Genomic DNA, 24,325 nt, shown 5'->3' with positions numbered 1-24,325 from the left:
TTAAAATTTAAAATTAAGACCAAATAAAATAGTACGCTGTCTAGGATAGATAGTTTTATCGACACCATTATTAGTAATTTCAGGATCTAAACCACTGTATTTTGTCAAGACAAAAACATTTTGAACTCCTGTAAACATTCTTAAACTAGTATTTTCATTAATTATTTTTCTAAAAGTATAGCCCAAGGTTACGTTATCCATTTTCAGGTACGAAGCATTTTCGATATAAATATCAGACAACAACACATTTGAAGTGGTTTGAAAATTAGTATCTAAAATAGAGGAAGGAGCATTGCTTAAAATCCCTCCATTTTCCATCGCCTCATATTGCGCTCTAGAAGCGTCAACTGCATTAAAAATTCGGTTACCAATGCTCGCTCTTAAGTTAAAAGAGAAATCAATATCTTTGAAATTCATTGTAGAAGCAAAGCCTAAAGTTACATCTGGATCTGGATTGTTATAGATGTAGCGGTCTGAATCATTTTTGATGTTATCTCCATTCAAATCTGCAAAAGCACCTTCAATAGCTTTTCCGTTGGTATCATACAATTGTTTGTACACATAAAACGAATAAGGTGTATATCCTTCTCTAAAAATCTGACCTGGCGTTCCGGTTCCAGCAATGTTATCGCCTACATAAATATCTGTTCCATACACTAAATCTTTGATTCTTCGCTCGAATTTAGTCGCATTAAAATTGACATTCCAATTGAAATTTTCTGTTTTAATTGGATTAGCATTCAATGTAAGCTCAATTCCTTTGGTCGTAAAAGAACCTACATTTTGGTACACACGGTTAGAGAAATTACTTCCGTCAGAGATAGCCGCATTTACCAATAAATCTTTAGCTTCTTTATAAAATACGTCTACCGCACCTGTGATTACATTGTTGAATACTCCAAAATCAAGACCCGCGTTATAAGAAACGGTTTCTTCCCATTTCAAGTTTTTGGTACGTTTGCTTGGCAAGGCAATTGGAAAATAAGCATTACCAAATTGGTATTGTGAGTTACCTCCTCCTAAATCGTATTTCTCCAAATAACCATTTGGATCAGGAATATCTTGTTGTCCAGTAATACCATAGCTCAAACGCAATTTCAAATCCGAAACTACCGTACTGTTTTTAAAGAAATCTTCTTTTACTTTCCAAGCAAAAGCGGCAGAAGGAAAATTCCCCCAACGGCTTTCTTTTTCAAATCGAGAAGAACCATCCTTACGATAGGATAAGGTCAACAAATACTTGTTTTTGAAATTAATGTTAGATCTAGCAAAAAATCCTAACAGTACAACATCCGTATTCAAAGTAGTTTCAGGAAAAGTCGAGGGTAGATCTGGGTTTAAGATGTTACCTGTATCGAATCGATTGGATTCGAATTTTTGATACGAATGTCCGCTTGTTAGTTCAACATTAAAATCATTAAAAGTCTTGTTATACACTAAATAGGCATCAATCAACTTATTTCTTCTTGTGGATTCAGAGTACTCATCTGTTCCGTAAGGAATATTATTGTTAGATGGAGCCGAACCAGCATTGGCACCTACCAAACGACGTCTTTCTCCATTCGATTCATCAAAACCAAGATTCACTACAGCTCTCAAAGAAGGCAAAAAGTGAAATTTATAATCGATTTCAAAATTTCCAAAAAGCCTATCACTCTGCCCACGGTCATTGGTTTGTAGCAAGTGAGCCACTGGGTTTCTTGCCGCAACAGCGATTAACGGATAACTCCCGTTGGCATCTACACCTGAAGTATACTCAAAAAATCCTCCATAAGGAGCACCCTCAACACGAATGGGTTGTGTTGGATCAAAACCTATAGCAGTACCTTCAACAGCATCTGTAAAACGGTTTCTTTCATTGGCATAATTAGCAGAAAGTTTTACCTTCAAATGGTTTTCGAAAAAAGACGGATTCATAACCAAACCTACCGTATTTCTTTTGAACTCATTGGTAATACGCAATCCTTGTTGATCCGTATTTCCTAAAGTTAAACTTGTTGGAATCACACCAAAAAGACTACCTCTAACCGCTAAATTTTGATCTACTAAACCTGTATTACGGTAAATTGCCTCTTGCCAGTTGGTATTGGCTGTGCCTAATTTATCTACATCCTGTGGACGCATTTGAACAATGGTATTTCTAAAAGCTGTTGGGCTCAATACATCAACCGTATTAACCAACTTACCCGCTCCAAACTGCACATTGTAGTCTACTGAAAGGATTTTACTTCCCTTTTTGGTCGTAATGATAATTACACCGTTGGACGCACGTGAACCATAAATAGCGGTTGCCGAAGCATCTTTCAAAACTGTCATCGACTCAACTGTACTTGGATTCAAAGAAGCCAAAAACGAAGCTGAACCAGTATTGGTCGTATTTTCAAGAGGTAAACCATCAATAACAATCAAGGGGTCATTACTCGCAAATAATGAACTTCCCCCTCTAATTCTAATTTCGGATAAAGAACCAGGTGCTCCCGAAGAATTGATAGTCAAACCCGCTACTCTACCTGTAAGCATGTTCTCGGTAGAAACGTTCACTCCTTTGTTAAAATCTTTGGTACTCAATGTAGTTACTGAACCAGTTGCATCTTTCTTTTTCACAGAGCCGTATCCTACTTGAACTACGACTTCGTTAAGCTCATTGCCTTGTTCTTGCATTAAAATAGTAAGCGAACGTTGTCCAGAATAAATTACGGTTTGCTCTTTAAAACCTACAAACGATACTACGATTTGATCTCCTTTACTCACACTAGACAGTTGAAAAGCCCCAGAAAAATCAGTAGAGGTGCTCACTTTAGAACCCTTAACAACTAGATTGGCTCCAGGAATGGGTTGCTTGGTTGCACTATCAACTACCGTTCCAGACAATTTATTTTGTGCCTGAACAAAAAACGGAACAAGGAGCAGTAAAAAGAACAATCTGAAATGAATTGTTTTCAAACTTTTTGTTTTCATTAAATTGATTTTGTTAGTTATTATTTTTTAAATATCCCCAAAAGAGCAACTGAACTGTTTCTGAAATAAAAATTAGTTTATCATGATTTTGGTTGCTAAAAAATGATAATCCTATTTTTTTTTACTATTTACTACAAAAACGTTTTATTATTCTGTTTTTTTTATGAAATATTAAAATTCAAAATTATACGAAGCTTTTGATTTTACATACCAGTACCTACCAGTTTTTTGTATATTGCAAAAAAAATAGTCCTCATGAAATATATCATTGTTCAAAATAACCAAGGCGTACCCAAATACAAACAAATAATTCAATCGATTGAGAAAGCCATAGAATCTGAAAAATTAGTCAAAGGCGATCAACTGCCTTCGGTAAACAAAGTGTGTTTAGCACACGAATTATCACGAGACACCGTACTTCAAGCCTATGATGATTTAAAGAAGCGAGGTATTGTATTTGCTATACCTGGCAAAGGATATTATGTAAACAGCATAGAAATTAACATCAAACAAAAGATTTTTTTACTTTTTGACGAATTAAATATTTTTAAAGAAGACCTATATAATTCATTTCTAGAAAACATGGGATCTACAGCTCAAGTAGACATATTTTTTCATCATTTTAACGCCCCCGTTTTTAAAAAACTAATTCATGATAGCAATGGTAATTATACTAAATATATCATTATGCCAACCAATTTAGCTGAGGCTGCTGCAGTGATAAAAACCCTACCAGTTAATGAAGTTTATATACTTGACCAGACCAATCCCGACCTAATTAACTATCCAGCAGTGTATCAAAACTTTATAAAAGATATTTATGAGGGCTTATTAAAAGGAAAATCAAAGTTGAATAAATACAAAAAACTCGTAATGATTTTTCCCGGCTTCCGTGAACCACTAGGTATGAAAATAGGTTTTGAGAATTTTTGCAAAGACTTTAGTTTTGACTATGAAATTATAACCGAATTTAAAAACCGTGAGATAAAATTTGGAGATGTATACATTATACCTAGTGACCGTGACTTAGTTAGTGTTATTGAAACAGCAAAAGTTCAAAATTTACAATTAGGCAATGACTACGGTATTATATCCTATAATGAAACTCCACTAAAAAAAGTGGTAGAAAATGGAATAACAACCATTTCAACCCATTTTGAAATGATGGGAAAGTTGCTAGCACAAATGATTTTAAAAGGCAAAAAAGAGCAAATAGAAAATAAAAGTGATTTGATAATCAGGAATTCGTTGTAATGTAAAACAAAAAAACCGCTTCATTAGAAACGGTTTTTGCAACTTTAGAAGGAATCGATCATATTACAGAACTCTTTATTTAAATTACTATACATTCTTTCAAGGAATAAATGTCATCTAATTAGCTTGTTTAAATTTAATTTCAAATAATTTAAATTATAATAGACAAATACAAATTCATGTAAAATTGTTCAATTATAAACTCCTGAAAATGTTCAAAATCTAAACCATTATATTTAGAAACTATACTTTTATGACAAATCTGTTTTTAGATTTATTGAGATTTTTTTACATTGATGAATATTCTTGCGCTTTAAAAGTAGCTTTTGCTTGTATTACGTACTATATCCTTTGTTTATATGATGAATTATTTTCAATACTTATAAAACTAACATTTTGCGTCAAAAAATGATCTTTTTAATTTCATTTAAAGCTTCTTCTTGTTCTTTATCCCAATAATTAGTGTGTGAATAAAAAGGTAGATTTTTTCTAAACCAATTTCCTTTTACTTTTAATGGAATATTTCTGATTCCATCCCCAAAATCCTCATCTAAACTTCCACCAACATAATCATTTTTAAAATACATATTAGTCCATTTAATAAATGAAAATTGAGATGAATGATTTATTACTCTCATTTTTTCGTTAGAACCATCTAAATTTGAAGAATTCATACTTACTTGATAAGAAATTGAATTATCATAATCCTTTACTATTTCATTGCCAACAACCTTAACATCAATTTTTGGGGGACAAAGAGGAAATTCTCTGTAGTTTGTTTTTCTTTCAAATTCTTCTTTATTTTTAGCTAAAACATAATGACCATGGCACAAGGGACTACCAATAGTTAAAAAGTCAGAAACTAACCAATCATTTCCATTTTCTTTAATTTCGTCGAATAAATTTCTTTGCAAATTTAAATATTCTTCAAAAGGAAAAATATAATTTGGATCTTGTTTGTTTTTATGTTTCTCACTAAGCAAATTTGACATCTTAGTAAGATATGGTTGCAAAATAGTTTTATTTTTAGGATTGTAATTATAAATATAATCATACCAAAAATGAGTTATCAAATCATACCCTATAACACTCCCTAAACTATGACCAACTATTATAATTCTTGAATAAAATTGCTCTCCATTTTCATTTTTTTTATCATGCAATTTTTTTAAAAGTTTCACTCCCTTTTGTCTAATTTTATATCTTGACTCAATATTTTGAGGCGAAGGAGATAAATATTTCACTGCATCACCTATTGTAAGCGCCGCCTTAATATTAACTGATGGGACTATAATTTTTAAAAATACATAAGCTACAATTGAAAATAAACCTATATTTCCTATGTAAACTATTTCGTTATTAATACTAAAATTGATGTCTTTATAAAAAGCAAATAATAAAGCAACAATTGACATTAAAACGTTGATTCTAAAAAAATAAACCATTTTAAAAACTCTTTGTGATGGTTTCTTTTTAAATAATAATCTTACAAGCCAATCATACAAATCTAATGATTTTGGCTCTTGAACAAGGTTTGCCCAGTAAAATTCATAAAAATCAGTGTTTTTTTTACTGTTTCTTAATCTTCTTGTTTCAAAAAAATCTCCTTCTTTATCTGGACCACTGTAAATAATATCTTCGCTATCCTTTAGATTCTCTGCTAGTTCTCTAGTTGTGTCCATGGGGTATTGATTACCAATACCGTGAATAACTATAACCGCTTGTCTTTTATTCATGTTTAATATATATACTAAGACTCATTATTAGAAACTTTTCCTTTATTTGCCAATTTAATGATTCTAATATTATTGGGTTGTTTTCTATAATTAGCACGTCTAGCTACATACAACCTTTTTTTATCAATTCTAACTATGCAAACTTTATCACTTTGATTTCCTCCAAGCACATGATAATGTGTATTATCTTCTCCAACATACAATCCAACATGACCTGCTTTTCTTCCTGATGGGGTATTTCTAACAAAGACTAGAACGTCACCTAACATTGGTATATCAACTTGTTTTCCAAATGTTGACCAATTTAATGCCCATAATGGGTCTTTGACCACAAGTTTGGCCGCTCTTTTAGCTACAACAGCCATAAACAAACCACACCAAGGAATTTCATCGGCTTTATACACATCTTCAACTTTCCCACCGACTTCTTTAGCCCAATTTATAATAATAGGATTGTTTTTTGATCCTGACAATTCAATTACATTATATAACTCTAAAGCTCTTTTAATCATTAATGGTCCTGGTTCATTTAATAACCAATTATAAGACTCTTCTATCATTTTTTTTTATTTTTATAACGGAAACATCACTCCCGATAAGCTTGTTAAATTTTTATCATAAACCACACCGTAAACATTTCCCATAGTGTCAATATCAATCCTTCCAGAAGCTCCTCCATTTTTAAAAGTTGAAAAAATTAATTTTTTTGAAGGTCTAAAACCTTCTGGCAATTGAAAAATAATATAATTAACTCCATTTGTTTGTGAAACCCCTCCCCTTATGGTGCCTTCAATATAAATGACTCCATTAAGGTTTCTGTATCGAGCTTCTACATATCCATTAGCGAAATTTTGAATACCATTTTGCAGAAGTACACTAACCCAACCTGAATCATAAGTTGAATCAGGAACTGTTATATCGCCTGTTTGACCATTTACGCTTTTAACAGGTGCAAAAACTTCAACAGATCTTTTAGCTCCTTGAGGAGTAACATATCTTTCAGTATCAGTACCAGTCGCTACTTCAGCTAAAGTAGCTATTTCAGCAATACCTTTTCTTGTTGTAGAAGCTGTCAGTACCAAATTATTAATGGCATGAGCAACCATTTTAGGTGTTGTATATTTTTGATCGTTTTGAGCGTTTTCAATATCTTGAATGGTAGCTTTGTCATCAATACCGTTTAAACTACTCACAATCAAATCTTCAAATTGAGTCTGAGTAGGTTTGTCTCCAGACTTAAAATATTCTTTTAATGTTACTTTATCTTTCATTTTCTATATTTCAATTATGTTTATTTTATCTTTTAAATAATACTAATTAATCAGGTCGAACAATAAGTGTACCTTGGATTATCATATCATCAATACCAGCAATATCAATCCAACTATCTAAATTAGGTATGGTTAATATATTCTCTTTTAGGCTTAACATACCAGCTGTATTTTCAACAACTACTTTAAAATGATGATATATTGTTTCTCCTTCTTGATTTTTAGTATCCAACATATAAGATTTCAAATCTGACTCGAATAAAGAAAAATAAATTTGTTCATCATTAGTTTCAATTTCATGGATTTTGAACCAATTTCCATCTTTATTCATTTTATACAAATAATATTTGCCTTTGTATGCTGTTTTTGAACAATTTAAAACTACATAATTTAATTCCCCATTTTGATTACTCATTGGATCAGAATAATATTTGAGTATTGGAGCTTCTGGCGAATAATTTTCCATTATATTAGTTATGACAAGTTTAGACGCTTCTGAAGGTGCATAATCAATCACTACTTGTCCATTTATATCCATATATTCAATTTTTCTCAAAACAACAATTCGATAAAATAAAGGATCTCCATAAGGTATAAATCCTAAATCTTCAAATTTATCATAAAACATCCATCTTTCTTCTGCAAGAGAATCTGATAAATCAATAGTTATAACTTCTTTCATGGATCTTATCGAAAGAGCATCTGCACCATTAAACGCACGATAGACAACTACTTTTGACACTTTCTGACTTTCTATGTAAGAGTTAATTTCAAATTGAATTTTAGGCTTAATATCTAAAATTCTATTTTCTAGAATTGGGACTACTTTTACAATCTCTGGAGCTGTTGGGGGAGCTGCATTTACCAAATTAATTGGCCCTATTATTTCACTATAATCTCCTTTTTGCATTTGTAAATTAAACTCTCTTGCTACGTAAAAATATTTTGCATTTGATGCTCCATCAAGTCCGAAATCAGTAAATAAAATTTCATTAGGAGCACCCCCCACTTGAGCTTTCTTAACCGTCATCATTGGCGCCATATCAAAATCAGGATCTTCTGGTTTTAACAAATTACCATTTCTATCTCTGATTACTTGTTTTCTAGGTAATGGATAATACCCATCATCTTCTTTTTTTATGTACTTGAAGATAGCAGGAATTTCTGTTAGAGGAACAAAACAATTATGAATAAGATCTTTCACAAAATCAACTACTTCTAATTTTAAATTTCGACCTGTTACTTCAGGAATTACTTCCTGATGTAAATTATTTACACTTGTAATTTCGGCTACTTGAGAGGGTAAATTATTGTAATATTTATTGTGCTCTTTAATGAAGCTATTTATGGCCTTAATAAATTCATCTCTATTAGGCAGTGGCAACCTAACATTATTTCCATCTAATTCATACTCTTTAAACAAACCATTAGTAGCCTGATAATTAAATCCTAATAAATTTTCCCATCTATTTGAATAAAATTGATCTTTACCTTCTTTAAAAATATTTTTCTGTAAATCACTTACAGTAGCATCAGCATACAATAAGGATAAAATTTGAATATCACTTGTTCTATTAAACTGAACAGAATAAGGCTTTTCTGGAAAACTTACTGTAAAAGTATATGTTGATTTACCATAAAAATCTGGTCGAGTAGCATACAAACCTCCAATAGGTTTTTCTGGTTGTTTAGGTTCTCTCAAGTTTTGAGCAAACATTAAACAAGGCACAGAAATTTTTGAAGCTAAATTAGGATCTTGAGAATGACTTCGTAAACCAAATACTGAATAATGCTCATCTTCTTCTGGAGAAGGCAACGTATTTTGGCTGGTTAAACCAATCGGCTGATTGGCATACAAATAAACTTTATATCCAGGATAATAGTTTATTAATTGCTCTCCTATTTCAATAGAGCTTGGTTTTATCTGATCAGGATTTTCAACATCAAAATTAGGATCAAAAATATATAATATTAAATCTTGTCCTGAAACTCCAATGTTTTCTGTTCTTATTACTTTATATTCTCGTCTTGATAAATCAACACCTTCGTGAGTATGCAATCTTACTACTCCATTGTACCATTCAACAGAATTTCCATTTAAATTAAACTGTTGGTGTGGTAATAGGTTATGATTTTCGAAAATAATTTTATAAATACCAAGATGCTTAATCTCAATTGTTGGGTTCTCATCATTTTCATCTTCGTAAACCTCAACTTGCTCATTAAATTTCTCAATTTTTGCTTGTTTGTATACTCCTCTAAATTTTTGCAAGTGAGTCTCAATAGATTGTCCGTCTTGAGATACAATTTTAATTTCTTCTCGATGGACGTCATCCATTTGAGAATCAATAGCCATTCTAAAACTCATAGGATTTAGAGTATTCCAAGCAGGAAGATTTTGCATATTCTCGACAATTAAGAAAATTTCATTTTCTTGTGGAGATTCAACCTCTTCATCTTTATGTTTAAAGACTTTAAACTCTGGATAATTATTTGAGCCTAGGTAGGATTCTTGAATAATGTACTCTTTGTCCTTAATAAGCATTATACTTCCCACATAATTTTGAGGATCATTAGCAAAACTTGGAAGAATTTGGTTGTTATTTGCTCCTGCGCTAATAAGCGTGTATGGCGAAGTTTTAACAATAGCTAATAGTTCATTTGAAGGATCATCAAGTACTTGGTAAACATTCCCAGAAATTGAATTTGGCACAAAATGTCTAAAGAAAATTTCAATCTCATCGGCAAAAAGTTCCTCTGTATCATTAACCTCAACATATCCATTTACAAGATTCCCGTCTATCTCTTTGTGATAACTTTTCAATTCTTGTGTATGGTTATAGTCAAATAACAATCTTACTAAAGTTTTATCTGCATTAGTTATATCATCAAGTTTTTCTTGCTCTAATGCTGTTGTAAGCATTAAAGGTGACTCTTTTCTAACCAACAAAGCATTAATATTGTTAGGCGGCAACAATGAGTTTATTACCTTAAATTTAGTATTAACATGCTTAATTATCGCGCTTGGATTTGCTCTACTAAACCAGTTAATACCATAAGAACAATAATGATGTTTTCCATCTTGTTTTTGACGGTGAATAAACAAAGGATTTTGTGGTTCAGGAATTAAAATTGAGATAGTTTCAAAGTTTTTATCAACTGGTATTGAATTATCTATGTTTTTAAATCTTGCATCGAACGGTAGTTCAGGTTTATCCCAAGCAGTAGGCACTCCATTGTTTTTAATTGTATGTTCTATTCCAGCATAAACTGGTTCTGTAAACATCGAGGAATCAAATTGTCTACTTGAATTAAAAAATGAATCTTCAGTGATTTCTTGAGGCAGCTCTTCGTGGAATAAACTAATAAAACGCGCTCTACCATCTTGTGAATACCCTTCAGCATCTGTCAATAATTTTGGAGCTTCAGTATCTTGCTCATAGGTAATACCAAAAACAGGTTCTTTGAGTTGTATAGGTAACGGCAATCTTTCATCTTCTATTGATGTAGGTAAACTACAATATAAATGTTGAGTTGTTGTTTCACCTCTACCATCACCTAAATCACATGCTGTATAATACTCAGCAATGTAAATGTATTTTTGACTAAATGAATCCGCTTTTAAGTCTATAGTACCCAACCCTATCATTCTTGCCACGTGAAAATCTAAAGCCCCAATTTGCAATAAATTGAAATTAGAAATTTCATAAGTTGCATTTTCGTTTGGGTTATAATCATCAGCTGGCTCATAATTTTCTTGATCCAATGAATCGTTAAAAGTTATAGTTTCATTTGCTAACGGATTTTGAGGGTCATTACTTAATTCTAGATATTTTTCGACTGTTTTTAGAATTGTTTCTTCAGAAGATACGATAGTCGTCCCATTCCATTTTTCCTTATAATTCTCAATATTTACAAAAGCTTGATCGTTATATCTAAGCCATTTTCCGTGAACCGTATTTACTTCAGGTTCTAATTGTTTAAATGCTTTTTGTGAATCTTTGGTAAGAGCATATTTACCTATATATAAGGTGTTTTCACCACCAACATTTTCATTAATAAAGGAAGAATAAAACTCAAAACTTATGGTGTTAATTGTTCCTAAAGTGGAAAGAAATCGAATAGTTTTAGTATTTTCTGCTATGAACTGATCATTACATTCACTGCTCGATAAAATTTTTCTAAAAGAAACATTTCTTTCGGCAGATGGTCTATTTTCTTCAACAGAAAGTAATTCAAGTTTTACATTACCCGCTGGATTAGTTTTATTAAAGTTAGTTGTAATGGCAAAAGCTAATTCTTCATGACAAGCTATTTCAATTAATTCAGAACCATAATTTTGAATAAATAAGATTGGTGTTTCTAATGGGTTAATTGTTGTTCTTACCGAACTGTATTTGATGGAATTCTTAAACCAAACATTAAAATTTTTACCATTAATATTATAAATCCACAATTTTTTATCATCAAAAACTAAACTTGGGCTTTGATTAAAATCTAAAACCATTTCGATTTTAACATAAGGAACTTTATAAATTTTAACGTAATCATCTGGTTTATTGAAAAGATTATTTTGTATTCCATAATCTCCTTTTGGAATATGCTTTTCAATAGCACCTTTGAGCGCCCATCTTAAATGATAACCTCTTGTACTGTCAGTTCCAGTTGAACCAACAGCCTGAAGATATATATGAGGTGATTGGATTTTTACAGATTCTGTTATCTCTAATTCCTCTTCACCTCCGTCGCTGCATTTACATTCACAAAGTTCAACTTTATTTGAAGTTATCTCTTTTGATGCATTTGCAACTATTTGAATATTTAAATTCTCCTTTTTTACATTTACAACTAATAATTCAACAAGGTATTTAGTTTCATTAAAATACTTAATCCTAAGTTTTTCTGTTAAACAACTCTCTAAATCTTTGTTTAAATAGGCTATTATAGAACCTTCTTTTTGATTAAAAAGATTTAGTAAAGCATGCTCAGTTATCGAATTAAAAGTCAAATCTCTTAACCCATTATCCTCTTTACTTAGGACAAAGGTTTTTCTCCAATAAAAATTAAGATATTCATCAAGTTTATGAACCTCCCCTTTATACTCATTATTAGTGATTAAGTAAACACCCTCATTATTAAGTTCTAATTTTGAATTTAAATTTTTTGTGTCGTTTAATAAGACTCGTAATTGTTCTCCTTTTTCTTTAAATTTTGAAACAAAAAGCGAGTTCTTCATTATATCATAACCCGAAACTACGTAATCTCCTGTAGCTAGTTGAACCGCATCGTGAATAGAAACTTTTGGCGAACTTATTTTAAATGCTTTTTTGATGATATGATTCTTATCAATAACTACAACAGCCCCATTAGAATCACCCGTTTTTATATCGAATGTTCTTCCAGAGACAATTGTATTTCCTTCATTAGAAATTGAAATGTTATTAACTAAAAAAGCTTTCTCTAAATTTGTATTTAATCTTATTGATTTGATCGCATTTCCATAACTATCAATTTGAATATAAAGAGGGTATGAGTTTGTATCTATTTCATTTACATCTGAAATAACAATACTGGCTACTAATGATTGAGGATTACTTTCTATGTGAATTAAGCAATCATCATCTCCTGTAATTATTTTTTTACTCCAATATGGATTTCCTGATGCATCAATACCTATTAAAAAATGCTCCCCTAATTCAGATTTAGCAAGCAAAACATAGATTTTTTCTAAACCAGTAGATATTTTTTCTATACTTCCCAAGACTCCGCTCAACCCGACAATTTTATTGATTTTTAACGGACTAGATGTAGTTGAAATGGTATATGTTTTTTCCCAAAGTATATCCCCATTTGGTTTCAATTTTGTAACTAGGCCTTTCCCTTCAGTTTTTCCTACAGAGTAAATAAAGGAGCTATCATCTTCAAAAAATTCTTTAGAATATAGATAATTGAATAAATCTGGTTTGGGATATTTATTCACAAAAGAACAAACCTCAACACACTGAACATCAATTTTAGTTGGACAAATTGTATTTATTTGAGACTCTACTACTCTAATTTCTGTCCAATTATCATATGTAACCGGCTTATTATCTACTAAAACAACACTATTCTTTTGGAGAGTAATCTCTTTTTGCGTTGTTGGAGGTGATGCTTGAATAACTGTTGAACAACTCTCAATATTCTTATTTAAATATACAATTGTAGAACCTCCAACAACAGTATATGGACTAGTTATAAATCTTTCTGTTACAATATTAAAACTAAAATCTCTAAGCGCTGTTAGTTGCCCTTGAACTGCAAATTGTTTACTCCAATAAAACTTAAAATTCCAATCTAATTTGTGAATTGAATGATTCTTTTCAGTATTTAAAAGAAGATAAAAGCCTTCATTATTTAGTCTAATTTGTGTTCCATTCCCTTTTGAACCCGTAATATTTACCATTTTACAGCTTCCTTCTTGAAATTGCCCAACAAAAACTTGAGCATTCTTGGTATTATAACCTGAAACTAAGTATTTACCTTTACCTACTGCAATTGCATTATGAAAAGCTAAATTTGTATTGGCTGATTCTAAAGTAGTTTTTAATTCTAATTGTTGGTTCAATTCAACAATCAACCCTTGAGAATCACCACCTAGACTATTTGTACATCGTCCAGAGAGTACAATACCTGAGGCATGAATTGTCACATCAGAAACGATAAAATGTTTATTGGTAATATTTACCGATTTTCCATTTATTAATTCTCCATTTAAATCAAACTGTCCCACAAAAGGATGTCCTGAAGTATCAAGTTGATTCTTATCGGTTTCAATTAAATAAAAGGACTGTTTATCATGACTGGCAACTAAAAATACTTTTGAATTTTTATCAAACCAGTTATATGCTCTTGACCAAATTTGATCTCCTTTAGAATTAAAACACACTAATTGATGATGTGTTCCTATCTCTCCGTATGCTACATATATGATCTTGTTACTTGATAATCTGGTTCTTTCTCCATTTGTATAATTGTAATTTAACTGAATTATTTTTTTAAACTCAACTAACGTATTATTATCAAAACTAGTTGAAAAATTCTTTTCCCATACTAATTCTCCCATAGAATCTACCTTAGTAATCAAAGCTTGACCAGCTGTTTTTCCTACGGCATATACAAATGATAAATTACCTTCTACAAATTCATTAGCATGTAAATAATTAAATAAATCTGGTTTTGAATATCTGTTTATAAAAGAAACTTTGTCGATACAAGTAGGATCTGGAACTATCACTTGTACCGTAACCGTTGCGGTATCAAAGTTATTTGGATTTATTATATCTCCTATAGTATAATTTATATAATAAAATCCTTCAGATGTATTAGGAGCCACATTTAAACTCCCATCAGGGGTGATCGTTATAGGTCCTATAGGACTTAACGTTATTAAAACATTGGTTAGGTTAACTAAATTTCCATTTATCGTATCGTTGCTTAAAACATTTATTAAGTTAGTTCCTCCAATATTTCCATCTGCTACATAAACATACTCATCATTTGCAATAATTTGTGGTGCAACTACTGTTACGGTTACAGTTGCCGTGTCGCAATTTGTTGGATTAGCTATTTCGCAAATCGTATAGGAAATACTATACGTTCCAGCTGGTGTATTAGGTGCTACATCTAAAGTCCCGTTTGCATTAATCTTTAAAGGTCCCGAAGTAACTGGTGTGACTGTTACAGTTGATGGACTTACTGGAACATTGTTTAAAGTATCGTTATTTAATACATTTAAAAATCCTATTGCTCCCGTATGACTGTTAACTGTTAATGATGCTTGGTCGTTAACGGCGTCAATAATTAAATTTTCAAAAACAGGTGGACATATTTCGGTTACCAAAGAAGTTACTTCCGAAATTAGCAAAACATTATTTTCTATATTTATACTTCCATCAATTAAAGTGTAAGCAAAATTTTCATAAAGATTAAAAACTTCGCTAAATTGAGGCAATAAAGTTTTATCATAAGTTTTGCAACTATCCATATTTAGATTTAAATATCCAATATGATTACCATTAAAAATCAAATGAGAATCATCAACATAACTTAAAGCTGTTCCTCCAACTATATCCATCGATTTATACCAAATCTGATTAAAATTATTGTCAACTTTAAGTATATGTCTTATTTGAGTGTTATTTGTATTTATGACATGTGAAAGGTAGTAATTATCTGAATTTTGGAATACCTGAAAGTAATTAATCCCTTCGAAAGTCTTAACTAATAAATTATTACTTATGTAATTAGGATTAAATTCTGAAATAAAAGCAATTCTAGGAGTATTTTTAGCTAAATAACCTCCAAAAATAATTTTATCACCCTTAACGTTAACACTATTAAGAGAAAAGCTTGATATTCCTAAATTAGTTGCGAGTGAAAAACCAAATTTACTTACTAAATTTAAATTTAAATCAAATAATAGAAAAATAATTTTATTCTGGGTATCACCGGCAAGAACAATCTTACTGCGATAAATAACTAATTCAAGTTCATCACTTAGTTCAAAAGTTGCTACGTTTATTGAAGAAATATTTTTAAGTCCAATAATATTTCCTGATCCATCAATTTTTACAATATAATGATGATTTTTTCCATAATTTGTATTTAAATCAATAAAAGAATGTTTAAAATACAACACATAATTATCTCCTTCAAGCTTAGCAATTTTAGTCCTTAAATCATGATAACTGGAATTAACCTGAAATACAGGAGTATAAAATTTGTTCCATAAAAAATCTCCATTTCTATTAAAACGAATTATAAATTCTTTATACCTACCAGAAGCTATTTGTTTTGTTCCCGAAATTAATAAATCACCATTTTCAGATTCTATAACAGATTTAAATTCAATATTTTTATTATCTTCTGAACTGTATTTTTTTTCCCAAATTACTGAACCCGCCAAGTCCGTCTTTGTAATTATTCCTTGAATAACATAATTTTGATTAGAAAATCTTCCTATCGCATAAATGAAATTGCCAGATTTTAGAGAACCTGTATAATTATAATTCCCTTTATCGTATTTATATATAAATGACATCTTACTTAATTTTCTTGATTATTAGAAATATTTTCAATTACTATTGTATTGTCTAGGGTTACTTGATATTTAGACCCATCCCATACTTTATATTTAAACTGCATATCAAACGGTACATACACCTCTTGATTTTGTGAAACAAGCAACACTTGCGAATAGTCTTTTGAATGCACTGTGATAAAATCAGTATCTACTTGTCCGTTTCGTAAAACTTGAACTGTATCTAGCACTTCTTCTAAAGCCATTTTAGGATTATTGAACGGTTCAGGATTTCTGACTAAAACAGCTATTACTTTACCTGTTGCACTATTTGTAACCAAATTAACTTCGGTTGAAATAGCCTGATTTACAGGGGTAAGCTTAAAGATCCCTTCAATAATTCTATCAAATCGATGTGAATAATTGATCTGTAAAGCCTTTGTTTGTTCGTCGTTTAAAATTCCCACAATCGATTCTTGCTTGGCTGTTTTCAGAAGCAGTTGAAGTTGCGTATCTGTTAGCGTCGTTTGAATATCAAAAACAGCATTTCTAGCTACTCTTTCTTCTCCCTCACCATCTGTTAAGAAATAGCTATTTACTTGTTCTTCAAAGTTTTTATACCTTGAAGTTTGAAAAACAAACTTGTGTACTTCTTGAGTCTCATTTACCTTTAAATTACCAAGATCAACTGTAGCTGACCCTAAAAGCCCATCTTTATTCAAATCATAAATATTATTTACAATTGCTGTATATAATTTTTGTGGCTTCAGTTTTTTAAGCGTTACATTCAAATATTTAGAGGCCGGTACTATTACTTCTGGCTTATCGCTAAAAATACAATTGCCTTGATGTAAAAACATATTAATCCACTGACTCATCACAAACGGCACTTGTGGATTGTTGTCTTCTGTCCATTCTTCAATTGTTTGAGGAATACTAACAGTATCAATAATTTGATCTAAAGAAGGTGGGTTCGTTACAGAAGCATCCTCTCTTGGATCTTTAATTATGATTTTCATTTGGCCTTTTATTTCCCCTATACCTGGTTTATATTCCTTCCAATCTTGGAAAAAATGCGTTGCATAAGCTTTAGAAAAATACAATGAAACACGAGTATTTAAACCATCATCATAAAACAATGGCTTAGCACTTAGCAAGTTACCATCAGCATTAGGATAAGAACGTTGGTAATCGATATACTGACGTAATGATGTTAGCGGGTATTTATCGACCGAGTCGTTCAATTTAACATAATTTGCTTTTGGATGATTATGATAGAATCCCACAGGACCTGCCGTACTGAATCCATAAGTGAAACTATATGGTGTAACTTGGCTATTATCTACAATATCTTTCATCTTAAAATGCACCAAATAACTTGTATCAGGACGCCAGATAGGCTGAATGTATTGATTAATACCTGCCACTGTTGTAAAAGCATCTTGACTAATGGCGCCTTGACTAGGAATATTTACATTATACTCATATTCTTCTCTCGTTAACCAACAAACGGAATGTAGAATGGTTTTGTTATTTGTTTCATCACAACTACATTCACATTGCCCTAATTCATTAAGATAATCTATAATTTCTTCTATAACAGGAGCTACCTCATTAACAAATCTTTCTCGATCGCTTTCATATTTAAATGTTGGTAGAATAAGTTTTATACTGTTTACATAACTATTAATTTGCTCGTTCGAATCTGAGAAGAAGCCTTTCAGTTTTTCTAACAATCCTTGTATATAGTGATAATAATATTGTTCATAGAAATTTTCATCTCCTTGAGTAATAGAATATGCTAGCTCGAACTCAATTAAAATAGTATCTCTAAGTACACATATATCTTTCGTATTATTTACAGGTTTAGGACACAACTCACGTTTATTAACTGCAACTGTAAGTCGTTCTTTTTTGCTAATCTTAAGGTTTTCAAGCTCAATTTGAGATTCTTCAATATAAATACCATCACTCTTTTCAAAGGTGACTTGATCCTCAGTAAAATAATTATCAAACAATGTAACTGTTCTACAGGAGTCCATATCAAGATTCAAAAATCCTATGTATGATATGTTTAATTGAGAGCGATGAGCTATAAAATTTGAAACGACAAGTAAATTATTCTCATTTACATTCAACATGTTAGAATTACTCACATCCAATCCTTTCGTTCCTATTTGTATTTTTTTAGTCCAAACTGGATTAAGGTCTGAATCAAATTTTATAACTGTTTCATCTGTTTTTTGAATATAAACTGCTTTAGAGTTTACAATTAATTTAGAAATGCCAAAAGATGATTTTGGACTGATTACCTTTATTTTTTGGACGCCAGTTTTAGGGTAATTATTAGAAATATCTATTTTAGCTATAAAGGTATTGAAACCTCTGTCTCCCTTACCTTCAATATGTTGATTAGCATCAAATCTCTTCATGGATCCACACAAATAAAGTTGATGATTATTTATAACTGCATTTTCAATATTGTAAGTATCATATTCATTTGAATTACTTAATTCTAGTTTAGAGCTACTTATAAAGTTAAAATTAAAATCTAAAATATAATATTGATTATCCTTAAGTAGAGCAACTTTGTTGTTATTAGCTGTCACAAAATAATTTCCATTTATACTTTTTTTATGAAGAATTTTTCCTTCACTGTTTATTTTAAGTAAAGTCGTAAAATAAAAAATGTTTCCTCCATTTTCATTTGGAGTAGAACTTCCATTTAAAGTACTATTAATTACTATTAAAAACTCATTGTTAATTAAACTAATTAGAGTTGATGAGTCTGATGAGCCATATGATTTTAAATAACCTTTTTTCCATACTATATTACCTTCACCATTAATTTTATATAATAATGACTGAGTATTTACAAGTAAAATAAAATTATTATCTCCACATTCAACAATAGTATCAAATCCTTGACATCCGCTATAACTCTGATTCCATATTACATTTCCTTTTAAATCAGTTTTTGTAATTAATCCATTAATAACTGGGACATCTAAAGAGCCTTTCTCAGAAATTGTTATACTCCCTACTGAATAAATAAACTCCCGTGCTTGTAGTATATCTTTATAATAATGTGTGCCAGCTACGTAAGAATTAAAGAAAGTACTCACTTCTTTTTGTTCATGACAGCAGTTGCCTTGTTTTTGATAAGTGATTTCAAAATCAAAATCCCTTCCTCCTTTCACTAATAATTCATCTATACCAACCTCAATTTTATAATCAGTAATCTTATTGATAGTATATATCCCTATTAATGTATCATCATAACCTTGTATCTTTAAAAGCTTTACATCTAACAACTTATCCAGACTCTGAATAATAACTAATTTGTTTTCATAATCAAAACTTATATCGAATTGGCTTAAATTTTCTGGATCTTCTAACCAAGAAGGATACCATGGCGATGCTTCTTGACCATTTTCAATCTTAACATAATAACCACTTTCATTTTGATATCTATATGTTTCTTTAAACACAATAGTTCCCGAAGTTAACTCCTTCAACTGCGCTTCTAGATGTTCTGTTGATCGTGGTTCACCACCATTCATCATCGCTTCCCAATTATAGGCTTCAATTTGAGCAATTTGATCTCTAATTAAATCTATTTGTGATTGTGTGGCCTCCGAAAAATAAGGTTCTACTTCAACTCTTGATATGGCATCCCAACCTACTTTTTCTTTTAAAGAAAACTTAATAGGTTGTTGTAAGTCTGCCACAGTATATGTTTCAATATGAGGCTGTATCCTCTGTGTAAGTGACAAACTTCTGTTTGGGTGACCAAACTGCACTTCAAATTTAGAATCATCAATAATTGCCGAATAGTATTTCACTCGAACACCCTGATACGAATTAGTCAATTTCAGCTCGACTTCATATGAAGGTGCTGGCAAAATAATTTGCAAGGTATTTGAATTTTCAAAAGCCAACGACTGATCGTATTCAAAAACATTTGTTTGATCTACAACTTCAGCATACTCATCATCAGCCGAATTTAATAACATAAAAGCAGCAGCATTCGAATAGAAGAAATGATTATTACTATCGTAGCAGAAGTATTTATGTCCAAGCGGTTTATCTAGAAAATTAGCACAATGCTTTTCAATTTCTTGTCCTTCACAGAATAAACTTCCCGAAGTGATTCCGTACTGCTCTGGCGTAAACCAGCCAGGTTCTCCTTGCTCTGTATATGAAAACGGTGTGGTTGCTAAAAGTCGGATGGTATTGTATTGACCATCTACTTTTTGCCATTGTCCAATTTTTAAATTATTAAATATCCCAGAATTATCATCCGGATACAATGCTTTATATGGATGATAATCTACCCATTTAACACCATCCCAAGCTTTGATTTGAATGTCGTCAATTACATATTGATGCTTTACCTGTCGGAATGTTTTTCCTTTTAATGTTGCTTGAGGCGGAATCAAATCGACATACTTCGTTGGAGGATTATTCACTCCACCAATTTTATTTCCTATAGCGGCTGGCAACAATCCTTTTTCCGATTTGATATCGATATAGGTGTCCATTGGGATTATGGTATCCTTAATACGACTATCTAAACCACTAGGTATTGATTCTCCTAGATAAACCAGATCAAAAGTATCATTAGTAAGCATGTTAACCCCCTTAACAGTCTCATTGAGTTTATTAGCTGATGCTGACTCTCCAATCATAGGATTTATAGGAGTTCTATCAATAGTCTTATCAAAATTCCATACTATTTCAACATTACCACAGAACTTAATTTTAATGAATAATATTTTAACTTTAACACAAAGTCTAAATTTACCGTAAATTAAGAATGGTTTAGTTGCTTCGGCACCAAATAAAATATCTAGACTTACATAAAGGTGTAAAATTCTAATATTAATTTCGGCACCTACACCTGCTGCTATGTAAGCCCCAAATTGTGGTCGTTCAAAACTTATTTTTCCACCCACTTCCACATAAGCCCAAGCCGCAACTTTAACGGGACCATAAGACTTATTAAATATAAATTCTCCTCTTGCTCCAGCTTCAATTCCTTTTGCTGAAAGCATTAGGAAACTCTTAAGCGTAATTAGTGTAAGCACTCGAGCTTCAATTGGTTTTTCTTTTGTTCCAAAATTTACATACCATTTAGAACTATCATTAAAGAAAAAGCCTGCTTCAACATTTGCATATAAACTAAAAATGCTACCATTAGTTTTAGGAAGTTTATAATCGGCACCGAAACCAAATTCGAGCGAATTATCCCCTAATGCAATGAATGCGAAGAATGGAGGATCGCCAGCATTATCTAAACTCAACCGTTTGGACAAAACATTTGCTTTTCCATCGATCATAAACAACGATGGAATAGAAAGCAAAATCATCGCTTTTATACTCAAAGTGTACCCATCATCATACGAAGTTCCTAAGGTAGCACCTGCTCCTATTGATATAGGATTTTTATGTTTGGCCGTTTCAGATGGTCTTCTAAACTTTTTAACATGAATACCCATAGGCGGTGCCTTATAGTATTCATACCAAGTATTCACTCCTGATTTTAACCCTACAGCTTCTTTCTCAGCTACGTATCGGTAGCCAATTAAACCTCTAAATCCATAAATAGCAAAACTACCTAATGGAATAGGAACTGGTAACTCAATCTCGGCATCAATAATAAATGCGGGGTCTTTAGGAGCCAATTTCATATCGGCACCCCCTGCTAGTTTTGCTTTAGGCAGTTTTAATTTAATTCCTCCAGCATATTCTGGTGATTTACCTGGCTCAGGAATAGACAACCAACCGTTAATAATCACCGTTGGTGTACTCGCTGGTATGGTTAAATCAACATATAAAGTTTGTATATGTAAATAGGCATTCAATTTAGGTTGTAAATCGTCAACACAATAGTATAATTTAACACCGTCACCACGTACTTCAATTCCTAATGGGTCTATACTCACACCACCATCAAATCCAAAATAATTGAACTTACGCATCACACCGTTCACTTCTTTTTGAATAGAACCGTAATGTATTGCCGTTACAGTAATTCCTACAGGTCCTAATGGTAAAACAAACGGTTTTGCCAAAGCAATAGAACCCCCATCAAATTCGATACTACCATCTGTATAAATTCTAAGTCTGTTGATGTCAATAGATTCTAGATTACCCAAGACAGGCACATCTCCAAATTCTAATTTACCTGAAGTACCTAAATAGAACTCTGCATCATCTCCTTTAAGCTCTTTCCCTAGTTCTATTGTACGAAGGTGGTAGGTAAATATATTTCCTAATTTTAAAGCATAAGGTTGATTTAATGAAGATGCGGTTAAATTGAAATCCCCATTGTCTTGTATGTGACCATCAAGTCCTATTTTTACCGGAGTACCGTCTTCATGTGTGAATTTTTTAATTTCTAGAATTCCACTAATATTAGATTCAACAACTTTGTTTTGCTTAAAAGTTAAGTCAAATTTTTTGAAACCTATTTTGAAGCCATTATCTCCCCCAATTTTTACATACAAGGCATCATTCACACCTTGGAAGTTAGCTAAAAACAATTGGTAATCTTTGGATGAATTAAATGTATAGTTTTTTGATGGAAGAATTCCGTTTGCAGTATTAGCAGGTAAGTTTGCTACTGTAGTCAAGCTCAAAGGAAATTGAAACGGAAATTGCTTACCCGCGGTATATAAAGTTTGTAAATAAGTCTTTAAACTAGCATAATCTTGAAATACTCTTTCAACTACTACATCATCCGTACTTTTTTCAAATAAGGCAACTGGATAATTGAATGCAAACTTATCATTAAAATATTCAAACGGTAGAGATGGATCTGTTTTCACAGACACCGTTTCCAACATAATTGTGCCCGATATACCTCCTGTTCCGACCAATAAATCATATGCTCCCAAGCGCAATGTTGTACTCGTATTTGAAGGCGGTTCATTATCACTATGGAACCATTTTGATGGCAAAGTAACAGAAACTGCTCTTGCATATACTCCCGTAAAATCACTCGGGCGTCCATCAGCATCTGCCTCGGGGATATTTGTTTTTTTGCTTAGGTCAAGTTTTAAATTTTCGATTTGAATTAACAACCCTGTTTTACCAATACTGCAAAAACGAGGATATAAAGTACCCGCAAATTCTAAATTATATCCTACTCCAGCTTGTGTATCAGCGTACAATAAAGCATTAGCAAACTGGAACCTCGCTAACATATTTTCATCAGGATGTGGTGCTGTGCCCTCGTCATTCCAAGGTACCAATACTTTTCTTGGGAATTCAATTGCTGCAGACAACTCTAAAGTTACACGTGCTTTTGGTGTAATTAAGTTTTTAATGTAGCTTTCAATGTCGCTAGGAATAAACGAAGAGAAAAAGGTATTTAATTTCGATTTTGCCGTTTCTAAATTATTATCCAAAATATACAATGTAAAAACCGTAGGAAATACTTTTTTGTTGATCAGTTCAACCTGAACAATAAGCTCCTGAATTCTATTTTGAGCGTTAGCATCAATTGCTATTGATGTGCCATATAATAGGTTAATGTCTTCAACTAATTGATCAAACTTTGAAATATTTGAATCTGATGCAACAACGAAAGTATCAATAACTAATTGAAAAGCTTGTTCTTCACTAATACCCAGAATTTCTAATGTCAGATCATAGAAATCTTCTAATGAAAATGAAAAGCCATTAAGGTTAAAATACCTAACATAACGCATTATTTCCCATTGCCAGAAAACCGTTATTGGGAATGAAGATATCGTATTATCTTCATAATCTGGATTTAAAACAAAGTTTATCCCTGTCCCTGGCAGTTCAAAAGCTAATTTTGTTCTACTCACCACATCTAGACTATAAAAAGCACTACTACCCGAAGTACTTTTTGAAACCTGATAATCTTTATAGTAAATCTTATTAAAAATGTTTTGTATACCTTCTTTTATAAAGCTTAAAAAATCAGGTAAGTCATCTGCCTTCATGATATCTGAAAGGGCTGGATAATATTTATTTTGTGTTGGCGTATCTGGCATATTATTATGTGAAAT

7 protein-coding genes are annotated in these 24,325 nt (G+C 31.5%); 1 reads left to right on the top strand and 6 read right to left on the bottom strand.

Annotated elements, in window-relative coordinates:
• Complete coding sequence (locus AC061E_RS04755) at positions 1–2,958, bottom strand: SusC/RagA family TonB-linked outer membrane protein (protein ID WP_478285245.1); 2,958 nt, start codon at positions 2,956–2,958, stop codon at positions 1–3.
• 255 nt (positions 2,959–3,213) lie between these two features.
• Between AC061E_RS04755 and AC061E_RS04750 the strand changes: the two genes are divergently transcribed.
• Positions 3,214–4,212 (top strand): GntR family transcriptional regulator, encoded by a 999-nt coding sequence (locus tag AC061E_RS04750; protein WP_478285244.1) that lies wholly within the window; start codon positions 3,214–3,216, stop codon positions 4,210–4,212.
• A gap of 401 nt (positions 4,213–4,613) precedes the next feature.
• Here AC061E_RS04750 and AC061E_RS04745 read toward each other — a convergent pair whose 3' ends face one another.
• The 5 genes from AC061E_RS04745 to AC061E_RS04725 are packed head-to-tail and all read right to left on the bottom strand — an operon-like array spanning position 4,614 to position 24,310.
• Entirely contained in the window at positions 4,614–5,948 is a 1,335-nt protein-coding gene (locus AC061E_RS04745) for a hypothetical protein (protein WP_478285243.1), read from the bottom strand.
• Positions 5,949–5,962: 14 nt separating this feature from the next.
• The gene (locus tag AC061E_RS04740; RefSeq protein WP_478285242.1) at positions 5,963–6,508 is read right to left on the bottom strand and encodes a TIGR02594 family protein; all 546 of its coding nucleotides are present in this window, start codon (positions 6,506–6,508) and stop codon (positions 5,963–5,965) included.
• A 12-nt stretch (positions 6,509–6,520) separates the two neighbouring features.
• A complete protein-coding gene (locus AC061E_RS04735) occupies positions 6,521–7,219 on the bottom strand; it encodes a hypothetical protein (RefSeq protein WP_478285241.1) in 699 nt (232 codons plus the stop codon).
• 46 nt (positions 7,220–7,265) lie between these two features.
• Positions 7,266–16,301 (bottom strand): DUF4402 domain-containing protein, encoded by a 9,036-nt coding sequence (locus tag AC061E_RS04730; RefSeq protein ID WP_478285240.1) that lies wholly within the window; start codon positions 16,299–16,301, stop codon positions 7,266–7,268.
• A gap of 5 nt (positions 16,302–16,306) precedes the next feature.
• A complete protein-coding gene (locus tag AC061E_RS04725) occupies positions 16,307–24,310 on the bottom strand; it encodes a hypothetical protein (RefSeq protein WP_478285239.1) in 8,004 nt (2,667 codons plus the stop codon).
• Between the last annotated feature and the right edge of the window lie 15 nt (positions 24,311–24,325).

The sequence above is a fragment of the Flavobacterium sp. GNP011 genome, assembly GCF_056428925.1.
The sequence above is the reverse complement of the archived record's forward strand: the minus strand, read 5'-3'. Positions and strand labels throughout refer to the sequence as shown.

Coding starts and splice junctions, on each gene's coding strand:
- AC061E_RS04730 (WP_478285240.1), bottom strand. CDS start 16,301: ATGTCATTTATATATAAATACGATAAAGGGAATTATAATTATACAGGT.
- AC061E_RS04725 (WP_478285239.1), bottom strand. CDS start 24,310: ATGCCAGATACGCCAACACAAAATAAATATTATCCAGCCCTTTCAGAT.
- AC061E_RS04740 (WP_478285242.1), bottom strand. CDS start 6,508: ATGATAGAAGAGTCTTATAATTGGTTATTAAATGAACCAGGACCATTA.
- AC061E_RS04745 (WP_478285243.1), bottom strand. CDS start 5,948: ATGAATAAAAGACAAGCGGTTATAGTTATTCACGGTATTGGTAATCAA.
- AC061E_RS04750 (WP_478285244.1), top strand. CDS start 3,214: ATGAAATATATCATTGTTCAAAATAACCAAGGCGTACCCAAATACAAA.
- AC061E_RS04735 (WP_478285241.1), bottom strand. CDS start 7,219: ATGAAAGATAAAGTAACATTAAAAGAATATTTTAAGTCTGGAGACAAA.
- AC061E_RS04755 (WP_478285245.1), bottom strand. CDS start 2,958: ATGAAAACAAAAAGTTTGAAAACAATTCATTTCAGATTGTTCTTTTTA.